Below are 14,831 nucleotides of genomic sequence, written 5' to 3' on the forward strand. Positions count from 1 at the left end.
CCCGGCTCGGCCCAGGAGCCGCGCTCAGCCCAGCAGGCGGGGGCGCGCCCGGTGCGATCCGTCGATGAACTCGAAGCCGCCGGCGGCGCTCAGCATGTGCAGGCGCGTGCCCGGCCAGGCCGCGCCCGGGCAAAGGCGCGTCTCGACCCGCTGCGCGTAGGCCTCCTCGTCGAGGCGGAGGATCCGGGCGAGGCCGAGCGCCGCGCCGTAACCCTGGCGGCAATCCTGGACGGGCCGGATCAGGCCGCCGTCGCGCGCCACGATCGGGCCCGCGGCCCGGGCTGAGCCGATATCGATCAGCACCGGGTTGTGCCGGTGCGGCGTCCAGGGCCCGCGGAAATGCGGCGCGTGCCAGAGATGGAGCGTGTCGGAGTAGCTGCCGCCGCCGGCCCGCACCGTGGCGAACATCCACCAGCGACCCCCGTGCTGCAGCAGGGTCGCGTCCCCGGCCACGACCCCGTCGAGGAGCACCGCCTCGTGGACCCAGCCGCGCGGGAAGTCGGTGGCCCGGTAGAGGTCGATCGTCCCGGAGGCGTGGGATTCCGGGATCATCCAGACCTGCCCGTCCGCCTCGAACACGAACGGGTAGGAGAGGTGGGTCTCGAGCTCGAGCACCGGCTCCGGGCGGCCGCGGGGCCCGTTCTCCCCGAAATCCACCGCGGCGATCACGCCCTTGCCGCGGCGGTAGTCGAATTCCTCCACGAACAGGGTCACGGCGCCGTCCCGGGCGATCGCGAAGGGGTCGGCGTAGAAGCGGCGCCCGTCGTCGGGAAGGACCTGCCAGCCGCCCTCGGGATGCCGGCGCAGGTCGATCAGGTCGGGGCCAAAGATCCGCCGCCAGCCCACCCGCCAGTGCGGGCCGTGGAAGCAGAGGGCGTAGAGCCGGCGGGCGATCTGGCGGGCCAGCCCCCCGGCGGCCCGGCGGCGTGCGCCCAGGCCGCCGAGGTCGTAGGCGGCCGCGGGCCGCAGGGGTGCTCCGGCGCCGTCGGGGAGCGCCGTCGAGGCGGCGCCGTCCAGGGCGGCGAGGATCAGCGTGATGGTCCGCGCGAGGTAGCCCTCGAAGGCCGTGAGCATCACCGTGTGCGATTCCGTGCCGAGGCGGCCGACCGCCACCGGCGCGCCGTCCGGCCCGCGCAGGGCCGCCACCGGCGCCCCGTGGGCGAACAGGGCGGCGAGGAGGCCGGCCTCGCCCGGCATCCCGTCGTAATCGAGCCGCCAGGCCGGCGCCGGGCCCGGATCCGCGGGGCTGTCCGAGAGGTCGAGGACGAGGTCGGCGGCGCTCCCGACGGGCTCCGCGCCGTCGGGGCTCGCCTCGTAGGGGGCGAGGGCCACCGGCTCCGCCGCGGTCGCCAGACCCGGCCGCGGCAGGCCGTGGATGGCGGCCTCCAGGCGGAACAGGAGCTCCGCGTTCGGCGGCAGGCCCTCCGCGTGCTCGACCCAGGCGACGCGGATCCGATGGTCGGGCCGCTGCCCGAGCTGGTCGAGGAGCCGGATGTGCCAGCCGCGCAGGGACCGGCGGTCGAGCCGCACGACGATGGTCCGGGTGCGGGCGCGCGTCCCGGAGGGCGACGGCTCCGTCCGGGCGGGAGCCCGGCCACCGGTCGCCGACGGCCGGTCCGTGCCTCCGATCACCCGCTCCATCAGCCGGTCAGCCCCGCGCCCCGCGTGCCGGATCTCGTATCGACGCTCACGGCGGCCAGACCCAAGATGCGCCCGGCCTCGACCCTCGATACGGTCGAGCCAGGCTCGAATGCTGTTACGCCGCGCCACGATCAAGCACGGCCGCGTGGCTGTCTACAGGTTCAAGCTTAACGTGCGGGACGATTTCTGGACGATGAACCGAAAAAATCGAAACGCCGTCCATCAAATAAACGCGTGTTGGCGGGTCGTGATACAGTGTCGCGAGGCGGTAGCGGTTCGCCGAGGGGAACCCCACCTTCAGCTGGACCGTTCGCCAGTCAAGGACGTGGTGCGGAGACAGGACATGACGCGCAAGACGCTGACGATGCCCCTCGCGGCGATGCTCCTCGCCGCCATTCCGGGAACGGCCTTCGCCTGGGGCGGTGGCGGCGGTGGCGGCGGCGACAGCGGGAGCGGCCTCTCGCCCTACGCGGCGCTGAGCGGCAACGACCGCTCGGCCGGGGTCAACAACGGCAATTACCGCGACCCGGCCCTCGACCCCTACATCCGGACCTACGATCCGGAGGCCGCGGCCCGCTACGCGGCGCCGCCGGCCGCGCAGCCGCGCCTGCGCGTGCGGCCGTATTACGGGTACCCCTACTGAGGCGATCTGCCTGAGGCGATCCGCGGAGGCCGTCGCGCGACGGCCTCGTCGTTCAGGAGCGTCCGACGCCGCTCGCGGCCCGGACGCGCTTGAGCGTCCACGGACCGCCCGAGAGCTTGCAGCCGGTGCCGCGGACGAAGCGGCTGCGGGTCGGCGCGATCACCGATGCCAGGAAGTTGCGGCAGATCAGCTCGTCCGACACGTACGGGAGCCCGGTCGGGTTGACCGACCCGTGAAGCCCGGTCTCCGGGTTGTCCCACTTGACCGGCCGCCCGTTGCCCTGCGGATCCAGGGCGACGCCGAGGGCGGCCCGCGCCCGGCGCCAATCCTCCTCGGCGAGGTCGTCCCCGAAGCTCACAGGCCGCTTCTCGATGCTGCCGGTGACGGTCGGCTCCTCGACGACGCGCGGCGGCGCCGCCGGCGGATCGCCCCGGAAGACCAGCAGGGGCTGGCTGCAGCCGCACAGGGCCATCGCCATCGCCATCGACACCACCGACACGGACGCGCAGATGCGCGACCGCCGGCTTGGCCCTTTACACGCGCATCCCCGCATTACACCTGACTCACGACGGGCTATTCGCTCGACCGAACATGCCGATGTCGGTGCCCCCTCAGGCCCTGGACGCGGCTGGCAGGAGTCTTGGCGTGGATCAGTTAAGGACCGATGACCCGAAGAGCGCGGACTTCACGCTGAGCGAGGACCCCGTCGGGCTGTTCGCGGCCTGGATGAAGGAGGCCGAGGCCTCCGAACCCGAGGACGCGAACGCGATGGCGCTCGCCACCGCCGGATCGGACGGGCTGCCGGATGTGCGAATGGTCCTGCTGAAGGACTTCGACGCCCGAGGCTTCGTCTTCTACACCAACACGCAGTCCACCAAGGGGGAGGAGCTGGCGCAGAACCCCCAGGCGGCCCTGGTGCTGCACTGGAAGAGCCTGCGCCGGCAGGTGCGGGCCCGCGGGCCGATCACGCCGGTCACGGCCGCGGAGGCCGACGCGTATTTCCAGAGCCGCCGCCGCGAGAGCCGGCTCGGGGCGATCGCCAGCCAGCAATCCCGCCCGCTGGCCGACCGCGCCACGCTGATGAACGCGGTGGCGGAGCTGTCCGAGCGGTACGGCGACGGGCCGATCCCCCGGCCGGAGCACTGGACCGGATTCCGGATCGCGCCGGTGAGCGTCGAGTTCTGGCAGAACGGCGATTTCCGCCTGCACGACCGGGTCCGCTTCACCCGGACGGGCGCGGGCTGGAGCCGGGCGCGGCTCTATCCCTGACATCAAGCCGAAACGCAGAGAGCCCCGGCAGGGCCGGGGCTCTCGCGTCGCGTGACGGGTGGCGCTGAGGCTCAGGCCTCCTCGCCGTCCTTCTTCTCGTCCTCGGCGGACTCCTCGGCCTTCTCCTCGGCGGCCTCGGCCGACTGCGCCTCGGCGATGGCGGCCTCCTCGGCCTCCACCTCGGCACCCAGCACGGTCGGCGGCACGATGTTGGCCACCGGGTCGGTCTGCTCGCCGGTGTAGGTGCCGGCCGGGATCTTGATGTCGGAGACGTGGATGACGTCGCCGATCGCGCGGCCGGTCAGATCGACCTCGATCGCGTCCGGGATCTGGTCGGGGGCGACGTCGAGGCTCAGCGTGTGGGCCACGATGTTGAGGGTGCCGCCGAGCTTCTTGATGCCGGGGGCCGCGTCCTCGTTGACGAAGTGCACCGGCACCTCGACCGTGACGGTCTGGCCCGAGACGACGCGCAGGAAGTCGACGTGCAGCGGCACGCCGGTCACCGGGTCGAGCTGGAAGTCGCGCGGGATCGCGCGGACCTTCTTGCCGCCGGCGTTGATCTCGAACAGCGTGGTCTTGAAGCCGCCGGCGTAGATCAGGGTGCGGGTGCGGATGAGGTCGACCGCGATGGATTGCGGCGGCTGGCCACCCCCGTAGATGACGGCGGGAACTTGGCCCTGGCGACGAACGGCCCGGGCGGCCCCCTTGCCGACCCGGTCGCGTGCCACGGCCTCAAGCGTCTTCACAGCGCTCATGGCGTGATCCTTTACGATTGCTGGAGCCGGAAAACGAAAAGGCCGCCCCTGGCGGACGGCCACATCCTTCCCGGCGCGCCCCTGCCTCCAAGGGTGTCTCGGGGGCGCGCCGTGCGCATACACGGGCGGGGGTGGATTGGCAATGCGGCGGCGCCGCCGACCCGGGGCGGCCCGACCGTCCGGCATCGATCACAGGCCCGCCAGCGCCCGCCGCGCCCGGCGCTTCTGCAGCCACAGGGTTAGGCCGAGCGCGGTCCCGATCACCAGCGCCGAGACGGCCGTGGTGACCGTGCCGAGGGCGTAGATCTCCGGCGTCGTCACCGTGGTGGTCAGGCCCTGCAACTCCAGCGGCAGGGTGTTGCGGCCGCCGATCGCCTGGCTGGTGCGGGCGAGCTCGTCGAACGACAGGGTGAAGCCGAACAGCGCGACGCCGACGAGCGCGGGCGCGAGGATCGGCACCACCACGTGCCGGAGCGTCTGCGGGCCGCTGGCGCCCAGGTCGCGGGCGGCCTCCTCGTAGGCCGGGTCGAACCGGTTGAACACCGCGAACATGATCAGCAGGCCGAAGGGCAGGGTCCAGGTGAGATGCGCGCCCAGCGCCGAGGTGTAGAGGCCCATGAGCGTGCCGTGATCTTGCAGGAACCCCCAGCCGGTGGCGGCGGCGAGCGCCTTCACGGCGTCGTCGAGGAGCCGGAACTCCAGGCCGATGCCCAGCGAGACCACGATCGAGGGCACGATCAGGCTCGAGACCGCCAGGGCGAAGACGAGGCCGGCCCCGCGAAACCCCTTCCGGAAGGCGAGGCCCGCGTAGAACGCGATTCCCACGGTGAGCGCCATCACCACGAGGCCGAGGGCCAGGGAGCGCCGGAGCGCCGCCCAGATGTCGACCACGCCGACGCCTTCCCACAGCTTGGCGAACCAATGGGTCGAGACGCCGTTCATCGGGAAGGTCAGGCCACCGGATGGCCCCTGGAAGCTCAGCGCCAGGATCGTCAGAGTCGGGCCGTAGAGGAACAGGACGTAGAGGGCGAAGACCGCCGCCAGCAGGTAGAAGGCGCGGCCACGGGGCTGGTCCATCGCTACAATTCCCGCCGGAGGTCGATCATCCGGGTGAGCCCCAGGATCATCAGCAGCACGGCGGCGAGCAGCACCACGGCGTTGGCAGCGGCGGCCGGGAATTGCAGGTAGGACATCTGCACCTGGATCACCTTGCCGACGCTGGCGATCTGCTGGCCGCCCATCACGCCCACGGTGACGAAGTCGCCCATCACCAGGGTCGTCACGAAGATGGTGCCGATGGCGATGCCGGGCTTGGCGAGCGGCAGGATCACGTTCCAGAGGATCTGCGCGCCCGACGCGCCGCCGTCGCGCGCCGCCTCGATCAGCCGCCGGTCGATGCGCGCGAGGCTGTTGAAAATCGGCACGATCATGAACACCGTGTCGAGGTGCACGAAGGCCAGAACCACCGCGAAGTCGGAATAGAGCAGGCCGTCGATCGGCTGCCGGATCAGCCCGAGGGTGCGGAGCGTGTCGTTGACGAGGCCGTTGCGGCCGAGCAGCGGGATCCACGAGATCATGCGGATCACGTTCGAGGTCCAGAACGGGATCGTGCAGAGCAGGAACAGGCCCATCCGCACCGTGCCGGAGCGGATGTGGAAGGCCAGGAAGTACGCGATGGCGAAGCCCAGCGGCAGCGTGATCGCCAGCGTCAGCACGACGAACTTCACCGTCGACAGGTAGGTGCGCACGGTCGTGCAGAGGTCGGCCGACAGGCAGCCGTCGAACACGTCGGCGTAGTTCTGCAGGGTGAGCGCCGGGATGATCTCGTACTCGTTGTATTCCCAGAGCGAGACGATCCCGGTGAGCACCAGCGGCACCACCAGGAAGATCAGGAAGACGAGGGCCAGCGGCGCGGCCTGGAGGTAGGCGAGGGCGCGGCCGCGCGGGCGCGCCGCGACGGCGGGCGCTGCGGTGTTCGCAGCGGCCGCGGCGGGCAGGGCGAGATCGGTCATCGGGTCCGCCCCACGCGTGCTGATGCGTCCCATCTCCTCAGTGGGGTGCGATGCGCACGTATCGGTTCCCGCAAGGCGCGACGCGCCCCCTCTCCCGTGCGGGAGAGGGTTGGGGTGAGGGACAGGGGCTTTCCGGAGAGGTCGCATCCCTCACTCTGTCCCTCTCCCGCACGGGAGAGGGGACCCGCGTTCCATCCAGCCGCCGCGTGGCCGCGCAGGATGGGACTCTTCGGTCGCTTGCAGCGGGCGCCCGCCGCGCTCACGCGGCGATGAACTCGTTCCACTTGCGCACCATGTAGGTGTTCTCGTCCATCACGGCGTTCCAGCAGGCGACCGCGCCCATCCGCGCGTCGAAGGAGCCGCCGTCGCGGGTGGCGCCGGCCTTCTCGATCAGGGTGCCGTCGGGGCCGAGGATGTCCTTCTCGGCGGGCTTCCCCTCCATCCAGAAGGCCCACTCGTAGGGCTGCATGCTCGCCTGGGCGGTCTCCAGCACCGCCGAGTAGTAGCCCTGCCGGTTGAGGTAAGCCCCGGCCCAGCCGGACAGGAACCAGTTGATGAAGTCGTAGGCCGCGTCGAGCTTCCGGCCGCTCAGGGTCTTGGGGATGCCGAAGCCCGAGGCCCAGGCCCGGTAGCCCTCCTTCAGCGGCTGGTAGGTGCAGGCCACGCCCTGCGCCCGCACCTTGGTGACGGCGGGCGACCACATCGACTGGATCACCGTCTCGCCCGAGGCCATCAGGTTCACGGATTCGTTGAAGTCCTGCCAGAAGGCGCGGAACTGGCCGGCGCGCTTGGCCTCGATCAGCACCTTGATGGTGCGGTCGATCTCGGGCTTCGTCATGTTGCCCTTGTCGCCGTAGGTGTAGTCGCCGGTCGCCTCCACCACCATGGCGGCGTCCATGATGCCGATCGACGGGATGTTGAGGATCGAGGCCTTGCCCTTGAAGGCCGGGTTCAGGAGTTCCTTCCAGCTCGTGACGGGCACCTTGATCAGGTCCGGCCGGATGCCCAGCGTGTCGGCGTTGTAGACGGTGGGGATCAGCGAGATCCACTGGGTCTGTTCGCCGGCAAATTTTTTGGAGTCGATGCCCTCCAGGTAGAAGACCTTCTTGGGCGCCGTGCCCTGGTCGCCGATCTTCTTGCCCGCCACTTCCCCCTTCGTGAAAACGGAAGAGATCTTGTCGGCAAGCTTGATCCGCTTGGCGTCCATGCCCTGCAGGTTGCCGGCGGGCAGGATCTTCTTGAGGCTGAAATACTCGGTGTCGATCAGGTCGAAGGAGTTCGGCTGGGTGACCGCGCGCTTGGTCACCTCGTCGGTGACCACGGGGATGTACTCGATGGTGAGGCCGAGATCCTCCTTCACCTTCCGGGCGATGTCGGCGGACTGATTCACCGCGGTGCCGAGGTAGCGCAGGGTGACGGGCTCGGCGGCGTGGACCGCCGGGAAGCCGGTCACCGGCGTCGCGGCGAGCGCGGCGGCCCCCTTCAGGAGCGTGCGCCGGCTCGGCTTCTGTGGCAGGTCCATGGTCGTCTCCGGGGCTGTCAGGCGTCGAGGCGGTGGGCGGCGGAAACGTCCCAGCCGACCGGGATCGTGTCGCCGAGGCGGAGCGGGCGGGCCGCGAACGCCGCGTCGCTGAGGATCGCCGTGAGGGCGGCGGGGCTCTCGGGCGCGCGCTCCAGCCCGTCGGCGTCGAGGCCGACATGGACGCTGGTGCCCTGGTACTCGACCGCTACCACCCGGGCCGGCAGCGCGCCGGGGCCGGCCTCGGCGCCGAGCCGCATCCGGTCGGCCCGCACGGCGACGAGACCCTCCGGCAGCCGGATCACGTTGTGGCCGCCGATGAACCGGGCCACGAAGGCGGTGGCCGGACGCTCGAACACGGTGCGCGGGTCGGCGGCCTGCTCGATCCGGCCGGCATTCATCACGACCACGAGGTCGGAGAGCGCCATCGCCTCCTCCTGGCTGTGGGTGACGTGGATGAAGGTGAGCCCCAGCTCGGTCTGGATCCGCTTCAGCTCCACCCGCATCCGCACCCGCAGGAACGGGTCGAGGGCCGAGAGCGGCTCGTCGAGCAGCAGCACCTTCGGGCCGGTGACGAGGGCGCGGGCGAGGGCCACGCGCTGCTGCTGGCCGCCCGAGAGCTGGGCCGGCAGGCGCCCGGCGAGGTGGCCCATCTGCACGAGGTCGAGCATGGCCATCGCCTTGGTCCGGCGCTCCGCCTTGCCGATCCCGCGCATCTTGAGGCTGAAGGCGACGTTGTCGCGCGCGTCGAGATGCGGGAACAGCGCGTAGCTCTGGAACATCATGGCGGTGCCGCGCTCGGCCGGGGCGGCGTCGCCCACCGCCTTCGGGCCGATCACCACGTCGCCCGCGCTGGCGCGCTCGTGCCCGCCGATCATCCGGAGCGTCGTGGTCTTGCCGCAGCCGGAGGGGCCGAGCAGGCAGCAATAGGCGCCGGACGGCACCTTCAGGTCGATGCGGTCGACCGCAATGGCCGCGCCGTAGCGCTTGGTCAGGCCGATCAGCTCGACGTCCATGCGGTTCTCCCCCGGGAGCTGCAGGCAAGCGGCGGGCCAGCGCGGCCGTCAGGCGTCCCGCCGCTCGGCCGGATCGACGGCCCGGTCGAGCACCCGCCCGCGGCCCGGCTCGGACAGGACCCGGCCATCCTCGGCGATCACCTGGCCGCCCGCGATGGTCACCACCGGCCAGCCGGTGACGTCGAACCCCTCCCAGGGCGTGTAGTCGGAGCCGTGGTGCAGGTTCGCCTGGCGGATGGTCTCGCGCCGGTTCGGATCCCACAGGGTCAGGTCGGCGTCGAAGCCCGGGGCGATCGAGCCTTTGCGCGGGTAGAGCCCGTACAGCCTGGCGTGGTTCGTGGCGGTGAGCGCGACGAACTGATTGAGGCTGATGCGCCCCTTCGAGACGCCCTCCGAGAAGAACACCGGCAGGCGCGTCTCGATGCCGGGGATGCCGTTCGGGATCCAGCGGAAGGAGGTCTTACCCCGCGGGTTCAGCTTGCCCTGCGGGTCGTCGTAGCGGAACGGGCAATGGTCGGACGAGACCACGTCGAAGATCCCGCGCCGGATGCCCGACCACACCGCCTCCTGGCTCTCGACGTCCCGCGTCGGCGGCGAGCAAACGTACTTCGCCCCCGCCATGAGATCCTCCTGGCCGAGCCCCTTCATGTCCTCGGCCGTGAGGGTGAGGTATTGCGGGCAGGTCTCGGCCCGGATCTTCAGGCCCCGCGCCTGCGCCCAGGCGATCTGCTCGGTGGCCTCGCGGCCCGAGACGTGGACGATGACGATCGGCAGGTCGATCAGCTCCGCGTGGCTGATCGCCCGGTGGGCCGCCTCCCGCTCGACGATCTCGGGACGCGACAGGGCGTGGCCGTAGGGCCGGGTCTCGCCCGCCCGCTCCAGTCGCTCGCTGAGGTAGCGGATCGCGTCGTAGCCCTCGGCGTGGACCATGACCCGGGCGCCCTGCCGCCGCGCGACGTGGAACACGTCGAGGAGCTGGCGGTCGTTCAGCACGAGGTCGTCGTAGGTCATGAAGACCTTGAACGAGGTGTAGCCGTCGGCCACCAGAGCCGGCAGCTCCTGGCCGAGCACCGCCTCGGTCGGGTCCGAGATGATCATGTGGATCGCCACGTCGACGTGGCACTGGCCCTCGGCGCTGGCCCGGTAGGCGTCGACGGCGCCGCGCAGCGAGGCGCCCCGGGGCTGGAGCGCGAAGGGCATCACGCAGGTGGTGCCGCCGGCCGCCGCCGCCCGGGTGGCGCTGGCGAAATCGTCGGCCATGACGATGCCGGGGCCGGAATCCTGGGCGATGTGGACGTGGCTGTCGATGCCGCCCGGCAGGACCAGCAGGCCGGAGGCGTCGATCACCCGGGCGGCGTCGGCGATACCCTCGGCCACCGCGACGATCCGCCCGCCGCGCACGCCGATATCGGCCCGGACCGTGTCGCTCGCCGTGACCACCGTGCCGCCCCGGATGGCAAGGTCGAATTCAGGCATGCCGCTCACTCCTCCGCGCCAGCGGGCGCGCCGGGCCGATGCACGGTCCGCGCCGATTCGGGCGGACGCGGTCGGCACCGCAGGAGGTCACAGGCCGCTGTTCGGGTCCAGCGGGCCGCGAGCGGCACGGCCTGACGCACGCGGTTCCAGCCGAAGCCTTCGGCCGTCGTCGCTCTCCCGTCATCACGAGCGCAGCGAAGTGACCCAGGGGCGCGCGACGCCGGAAAGCGGAGCGCTACCCTGGATTGCTTCGCTCCGCTCGCAAGGACGGGTGTCTCGCGGGGTGCCTCGGGCGGACCGGCGCGGACGCCCCGTCCGCGGGTCCGGCACGCAGGCGCGACGGCGCCGCCGCGTGGAACTGCCGCCAGACGCGGCGCATGTGCCGGGCGGAGCCGAAGCCTGCGCGCTCGGCGACCCGCTCCAGGCCGAGGTCGCTCTGCGCGATCAGATCCCGGGCCAGCGCGACGCGGGACCGGTTGACCGCGTCCGTCACGGTCATGCCGGCGTGGAGCCGGAACAGCCGCGCGAGGTTGCGCGGGCTCGCGCCCGCGACCCGGCCGAGCAGCGCCGGCGACCAGTCCCGGGCCGGGTCGGCGGCGATCGCGTCCTGGGCCCGGTGGACCGCCGGGTGCAGGTGGTTGCGCCCCTCGAGCCAGGGCGAGAGCTGGGGATCGTCGGGCCCGCGCCGCATGTACACGACGAGCGTCCGCGCGACGGCGACCGCCGTCGCCGGGCCCGCCCACTCCGCCACGAGGTGCAGCATCAGGTCGATGCCGGCCGTGACGCCGGCGCTGCTGAACCGGTCGCGGTCCTGCACGAACAGGCGGTTGTCCAGGACTCGGGCCTCGGGGGCCGCCGCCCTCAGCCGGTCGCAGCTGGCATGGTGGGTGGTGCAGACGTAGCCGTCGAGGAGCCCGGCCCGAGCCGCGAGCAGCGCGCCCTCGCAGACGGTCGCCACGATGTGGCCCGGCCGGACCGCGCCGCGCAGCCACGCGACGATCTCGGCCTCCGCGTTGGCGTCGGGCGCTCCGGCCGGCCCGTCGCCGAGCACCTGCGTGGCGGAGCCCGGCAGGAGCACGACCGTCCCGTCCGCCACCGTCTCCGGCAACGGTCCGGCACCGCCCAGGTCGAGCCCGATCGAGCAGCGGGTGAGCGCCCGCGGTGCCGCGTACGCCACCGCGAAGCCGACCCGGTCCTGGACGGTGCCGGCGATCCGCAGCACCTCCAGCGGGCCGGCGAGGTCGAGCAGCAGCGCGCGCGGTGGCAGGACCACGAGGACCGGGATGTGCCGCGCCGCCCCGCTCACGCGGCGACCGGCAGGTCCGGGCCGGCCAGCGCCTGGTCCACGGTGGCGATCCGGGCGAACCGGTCGGTCAACACCACCTCGGTGCGGGCCTTGATCTCGTCCGCGCCGAAGCGGCGGCCGTCCGGGTGGGTCATGGCGAAGGTCAGGGTGGCCTCCGTCACGTAGTCGACCTGCCAGCCGCTGTCGGAGGCGTGGCGGGCCGTGGTCTCGCAGCACTGCTCGGTCCGGATGCCCGACACGATCAGCCGGCGGATGCCGTGCTGCGTCAGCCAGCCCGACAGGCCGCTATCGACCAGGGCGCTGTGCCGGCGCTTGTGGAAGGTGGCCGTCGGCGCGATCACGACCGGCGCGAGGGTACGGACGTGGCCGGAGGCAATGGCGAACGGGCCGCTCTCGGCCACGTGGAACACCTGCAGGACCGGGATCCGCCGCGCGGCGGCGCCGTCGATGAGCGCCTGCAGGCGCGCGGTGAAGGGCGGGACATCGGCGTCGTTCCAGAAGGGCCTGTGCCGGAAGGATTCCTGGACATCGATGACCAGCAGCGCAACATCGGACATTTCGTGTCTCCCGCTCGGTGAAGCGAGCCGCAGCATTCACCGGCGGGACCCGGCGGGAAAGAAACCGCACCGCCAACGAGCGGACATATCCGGCCATTCTCGGGCGAACAGGAGCCGCGCGTGAGCGACCATCCCAAGACGATCTTCGTGCTCACCGGGGCCGGCGTCTCGGCCGAGAGCGGGCTCGGCACGTTCCGCGACCGCGGCGGGATCTGGGCGCGGTTCGACCCGATGAAGCTCGCCACACCGGAGGCCTACGCGGCCGATCCCGACACGGTGCTCGACTTCTACGACCATCGCCGCCGCGGCGTGGTCGCGGCCGAGCCGAACGCCGCGCACTTCGCTCTGGCGCGGTCCGAGGCGCGGATCGCCGACCGGGGCGGGCGGCTGTTCCTGTGCACCCAGAACGTCGACGACCTGCACGAGCGGGCCGGCTCGCGGGCGGTCACCCACATGCACGGCGAGCTGCTCAAGGCGCGCTGCTGCGCCTGCGGCGCGGTCACCCCGTGGCGCGCCGATCTGAGCCGGGCGGACAGCTGCCCCACCTGCAGCACTCCGGGCCGGATGCGGCCGGACGTGGTCTGGTTCGGCGAGATGCCGATGCACCGCGACGCGATCGAGGCGGCGCTCTCCGAGGCCGACCTGTTCGTGGCCGTGGGCACGTCGGGGGCGGTCTACCCGGCGGCCGGCTACGTGCGGCAGGCCCAGGCCCTCGGCATCCCGACCTGCGAGGTCAACCTGGAGCCGTCCGACAACGCCGACGCCTTCGACGCGACCCGCTACGGGCCGGCGAGCGTCGCGCTGCCGCGCTACCTCGACGAGCTCGGCCTCTAGCGGGGCGACCGGCCGACGGCGGGGATTCGGGACCGGCCGCAGACGGGGCCGACCACGCAGCGTTCGCCGTCGGGCTCGCCAACCTGTTGTGCGAACGGGGTTTCTCAGCCCGTGATCCGCCGGACCGGGTCAGGATCAAAATCTTAAATGACGCGAATCACATCGGCGCGAGCTGTCAAGAACTGGTCGGGCAGTTGCCCACGGGTTACAACAGTCAAGCTCGGGATCGGCGTCGCGGCCTACCCGAGCGTTCGTTGAAGCCACAAGGGGAAGCAACTACCCATGCAGCACTTCACCGTAACCGACCGCGAGCGTGACACCGTCCTGGCGGCACTGCGCTATTACCAGTTCTACCGGATGCAGGGTCATCCGTTCGACCCCCGTCAGGATCACCTGATCGACACCATCGCCGGCCGGGCCGGCGAGGCGCTGGACCTCGCCGAGATCGACGATCTCTGCGCCGGCCTGAACGGCAACCCGCACGCCCTCGCCGCCGCGGCGGCCTGAGGCAGCTTCCGGGGCGGCCGAGGCCGCCCTCGACGACCCCGCAGCCGGCCCAGGGACGGGGCCGGAGGACGGGCAACCTCCGAGATGAGCGGGCCACCGCCGCCGGAGCGAACCTTCCTCACCGGGGCCGGGCTTCGCGCCCGAACCACACCCTGCCGACGCGCATCCGGGCCTGCCCCGCGGCGCGTCGGTCCGACGGGTGGGTCCGCGCGGCGGGCCCCCCGAAAGGCCGGTTTCGCGCGACGCCGAAACGTGGCCTAACGGATGCGCGACGGCCGCAGGGCCGCGCCTTCCGGGAGCGCCGAGGCCGATGATGCGGACGGGTTCGCGACGGATCCGCCGCGGCGTGCTGCGGGGCGCCGGCCTCCTGCTCCTCGGGCTCGCGCCCGCCACACCCGAGCCCGTTCAGGCCGCGCCCGAGAGCGTCGCCACCGCGCTCATCGTCTCCGTAGACGTCTCGCAATCCGTCGACGACGCGCGCTTCCGGCTGCAGATGGAGGGCATCGCCGAGGCCCTGGAGGATCCGTCGGTCCTCGGCGCGATCACCGGCAATCCGGGCGGGATCCTGTTCGCGATGGTCACCTGGGCGGACCGGGCGACCCTCGCGGTCGGCTGGCGGCGGATCGCCGGCCGGGCCGACGCGACGGCGGCCGCGGCCCTGGTGCGGGCGACGCCGCGCCAGGCGGGCGAATTCACCTGCCTCGGCCAGATGTTTCGCACCGTGACCGCCGCCGTGCTCCCGGCGCTCCCGGTCCCGGCCGAGCGCGTGGTGGTCGACGTCTCCGGCGACGGGATCGACAACTGCACCGACGCCGATAGCCTCGCGGAGGCGCACCGGTCGCTGCTCGACACCGGCGCGACGGTCAACGGCCTGCCGATCCTGGTACCGGGCGAGAACGACGTGGTCGGGGCCGGGGCCTACCGGGCGCCCGGCTACGGCCTGCTCCCGACGCCGCTGCCGCAGGCGCGCACGGGCCTGGAGCAATGGTACCGCGCGCACGTCATCGGCGGCCCGGGGGCGTTCCTGCTGGCGGCCGCCGGCTACGGCGACTTCTCGCGGGCGCTGCGGCGGAAATTCGTGATCGAGATCAGCGCGCTGGGGCGGTGACGGGGCTCTCCCCGGACGTACGATCACGCGGATCGAATCGCCCTCGCGGCCGGTCCTGAGCCAACCGTGACGGACCGGCTCGGACCTGACGGAGGCTGGGGTATTACGCGCTCCGTCATCATGAGCGAAGCGACCCAGGGCGGCGCGACCTCGGAAGGCTTGGCGTGACCCTGGGTTGCTTCGCGCCG

15 protein-coding genes are annotated in these 14,831 nt (G+C 72.1%); 5 read left to right on the top strand and 10 right to left on the bottom strand.

Annotation, left to right across the window (positions count from 1 at the left end; all coding sequences use genetic code 11):
* Positions 1–24: 24 nt before the first annotated feature.
* Positions 25–1,641, bottom strand: a complete 1,617-nt coding sequence (locus tag ACLBYG_RS19750) for a glucosamine inositolphosphorylceramide transferase family protein (RefSeq protein WP_447682542.1) — start codon at positions 1,639–1,641, stop codon at positions 25–27.
* Between the two features lie 343 nt (positions 1,642–1,984).
* Here ACLBYG_RS19750 and ACLBYG_RS19755 point away from each other — a divergent pair, with 343 nt between their 5' ends.
* Positions 1,985–2,284 carry a hypothetical protein gene (locus ACLBYG_RS19755; RefSeq protein WP_020093859.1) on the top strand — a complete coding sequence of 100 codons (300 nt, stop codon included), beginning with the start codon at positions 1,985–1,987 and terminating at the stop codon, positions 2,282–2,284.
* A gap of 52 nt (positions 2,285–2,336) precedes the next feature.
* On the opposite strand, the gene ACLBYG_RS19760 is transcribed toward ACLBYG_RS19755, so the two are convergent.
* Complete coding sequence (locus ACLBYG_RS19760) at positions 2,337–2,837, bottom strand: RT0821/Lpp0805 family surface protein (protein ID WP_447682543.1); 501 nt, start codon at positions 2,835–2,837, stop codon at positions 2,337–2,339.
* A gap of 92 nt (positions 2,838–2,929) precedes the next feature.
* Between ACLBYG_RS19760 and pdxH the strand changes: the two genes are divergently transcribed.
* Positions 2,930–3,553: a pyridoxamine 5'-phosphate oxidase gene (gene pdxH, locus ACLBYG_RS19765; protein ID WP_020093857.1), complete on the top strand. Its 624-nt coding sequence runs from the start codon at positions 2,930–2,932 to the stop codon at positions 3,551–3,553.
* A 71-nt stretch (positions 3,554–3,624) separates the two neighbouring features.
* Here the strand turns inward: pdxH and ACLBYG_RS19770 are convergent, their stop codons facing one another.
* From ACLBYG_RS19770 to ACLBYG_RS19805, 8 genes are all read right to left on the bottom strand, one after another.
* Positions 3,625–4,308 carry a 50S ribosomal protein L25/general stress protein Ctc gene (locus ACLBYG_RS19770; RefSeq protein ID WP_020093856.1) on the bottom strand — a complete coding sequence of 228 codons (684 nt, stop codon included), beginning with the start codon at positions 4,306–4,308 and terminating at the stop codon, positions 3,625–3,627.
* 189 nt (positions 4,309–4,497) lie between these two features.
* Entirely contained in the window at positions 4,498–5,385 is an 888-nt protein-coding gene (locus ACLBYG_RS19775; RefSeq protein WP_447682544.1) for an ABC transporter permease, read from the bottom strand.
* A gap of 2 nt (positions 5,386–5,387) precedes the next feature.
* Entirely contained in the window at positions 5,388–6,320 is a 933-nt protein-coding gene (locus ACLBYG_RS19780) for an ABC transporter permease (RefSeq protein WP_447682545.1), read from the bottom strand.
* 259 nt (positions 6,321–6,579) lie between these two features.
* The gene (locus ACLBYG_RS19785; protein ID WP_447682546.1) at positions 6,580–7,842 is read right to left on the bottom strand and encodes an ABC transporter substrate-binding protein; all 1,263 of its coding nucleotides are present in this window, start codon (positions 7,840–7,842) and stop codon (positions 6,580–6,582) included.
* Between the two features lie 17 nt (positions 7,843–7,859).
* A complete protein-coding gene (locus ACLBYG_RS19790) occupies positions 7,860–8,855 on the bottom strand; it encodes an ABC transporter ATP-binding protein (RefSeq protein ID WP_447682547.1) in 996 nt (331 codons plus the stop codon).
* A gap of 48 nt (positions 8,856–8,903) precedes the next feature.
* Positions 8,904–10,331, bottom strand: a complete 1,428-nt coding sequence (gene hydA, locus ACLBYG_RS19795; protein ID WP_447682548.1) for a dihydropyrimidinase — start codon at positions 10,329–10,331, stop codon at positions 8,904–8,906.
* Between the two features lie 235 nt (positions 10,332–10,566).
* Positions 10,567–11,637: a GlxA family transcriptional regulator gene (locus ACLBYG_RS19800; RefSeq protein ID WP_447682549.1), complete on the bottom strand. Its 1,071-nt coding sequence runs from the start codon at positions 11,635–11,637 to the stop codon at positions 10,567–10,569.
* Positions 11,634–12,194, bottom strand: a complete 561-nt coding sequence (locus ACLBYG_RS19805) for an isochorismatase family protein (protein WP_447682550.1) — start codon at positions 12,192–12,194, stop codon at positions 11,634–11,636. Before ACLBYG_RS19805 ends, ACLBYG_RS19800 begins: the two co-directional genes overlap by 4 nt.
* A gap of 120 nt (positions 12,195–12,314) precedes the next feature.
* Between ACLBYG_RS19805 and ACLBYG_RS19810 the strand changes: the two genes are divergently transcribed.
* The 3 genes from ACLBYG_RS19810 (at position 12,315) to ACLBYG_RS19820 (ending at position 14,643) form a co-directional block, all read left to right on the top strand.
* Positions 12,315–13,028, top strand: coding sequence for an SIR2 family NAD-dependent protein deacylase (locus ACLBYG_RS19810; protein ID WP_447682551.1), 714 nt, complete (start codon positions 12,315–12,317; stop codon positions 13,026–13,028).
* A 282-nt stretch (positions 13,029–13,310) separates the two neighbouring features.
* Complete coding sequence (locus tag ACLBYG_RS19815) at positions 13,311–13,535, top strand: hypothetical protein (protein ID WP_012320868.1); 225 nt, start codon at positions 13,311–13,313, stop codon at positions 13,533–13,535.
* A gap of 313 nt (positions 13,536–13,848) precedes the next feature.
* A complete protein-coding gene (locus tag ACLBYG_RS19820; protein WP_447682600.1) occupies positions 13,849–14,643 on the top strand; it encodes a DUF1194 domain-containing protein in 795 nt (264 codons plus the stop codon).
* Positions 14,644–14,831: the final 188 nt, after the last annotated feature.

It is taken from the genome of Methylobacterium sp. D53M, assembly GCF_053345625.1.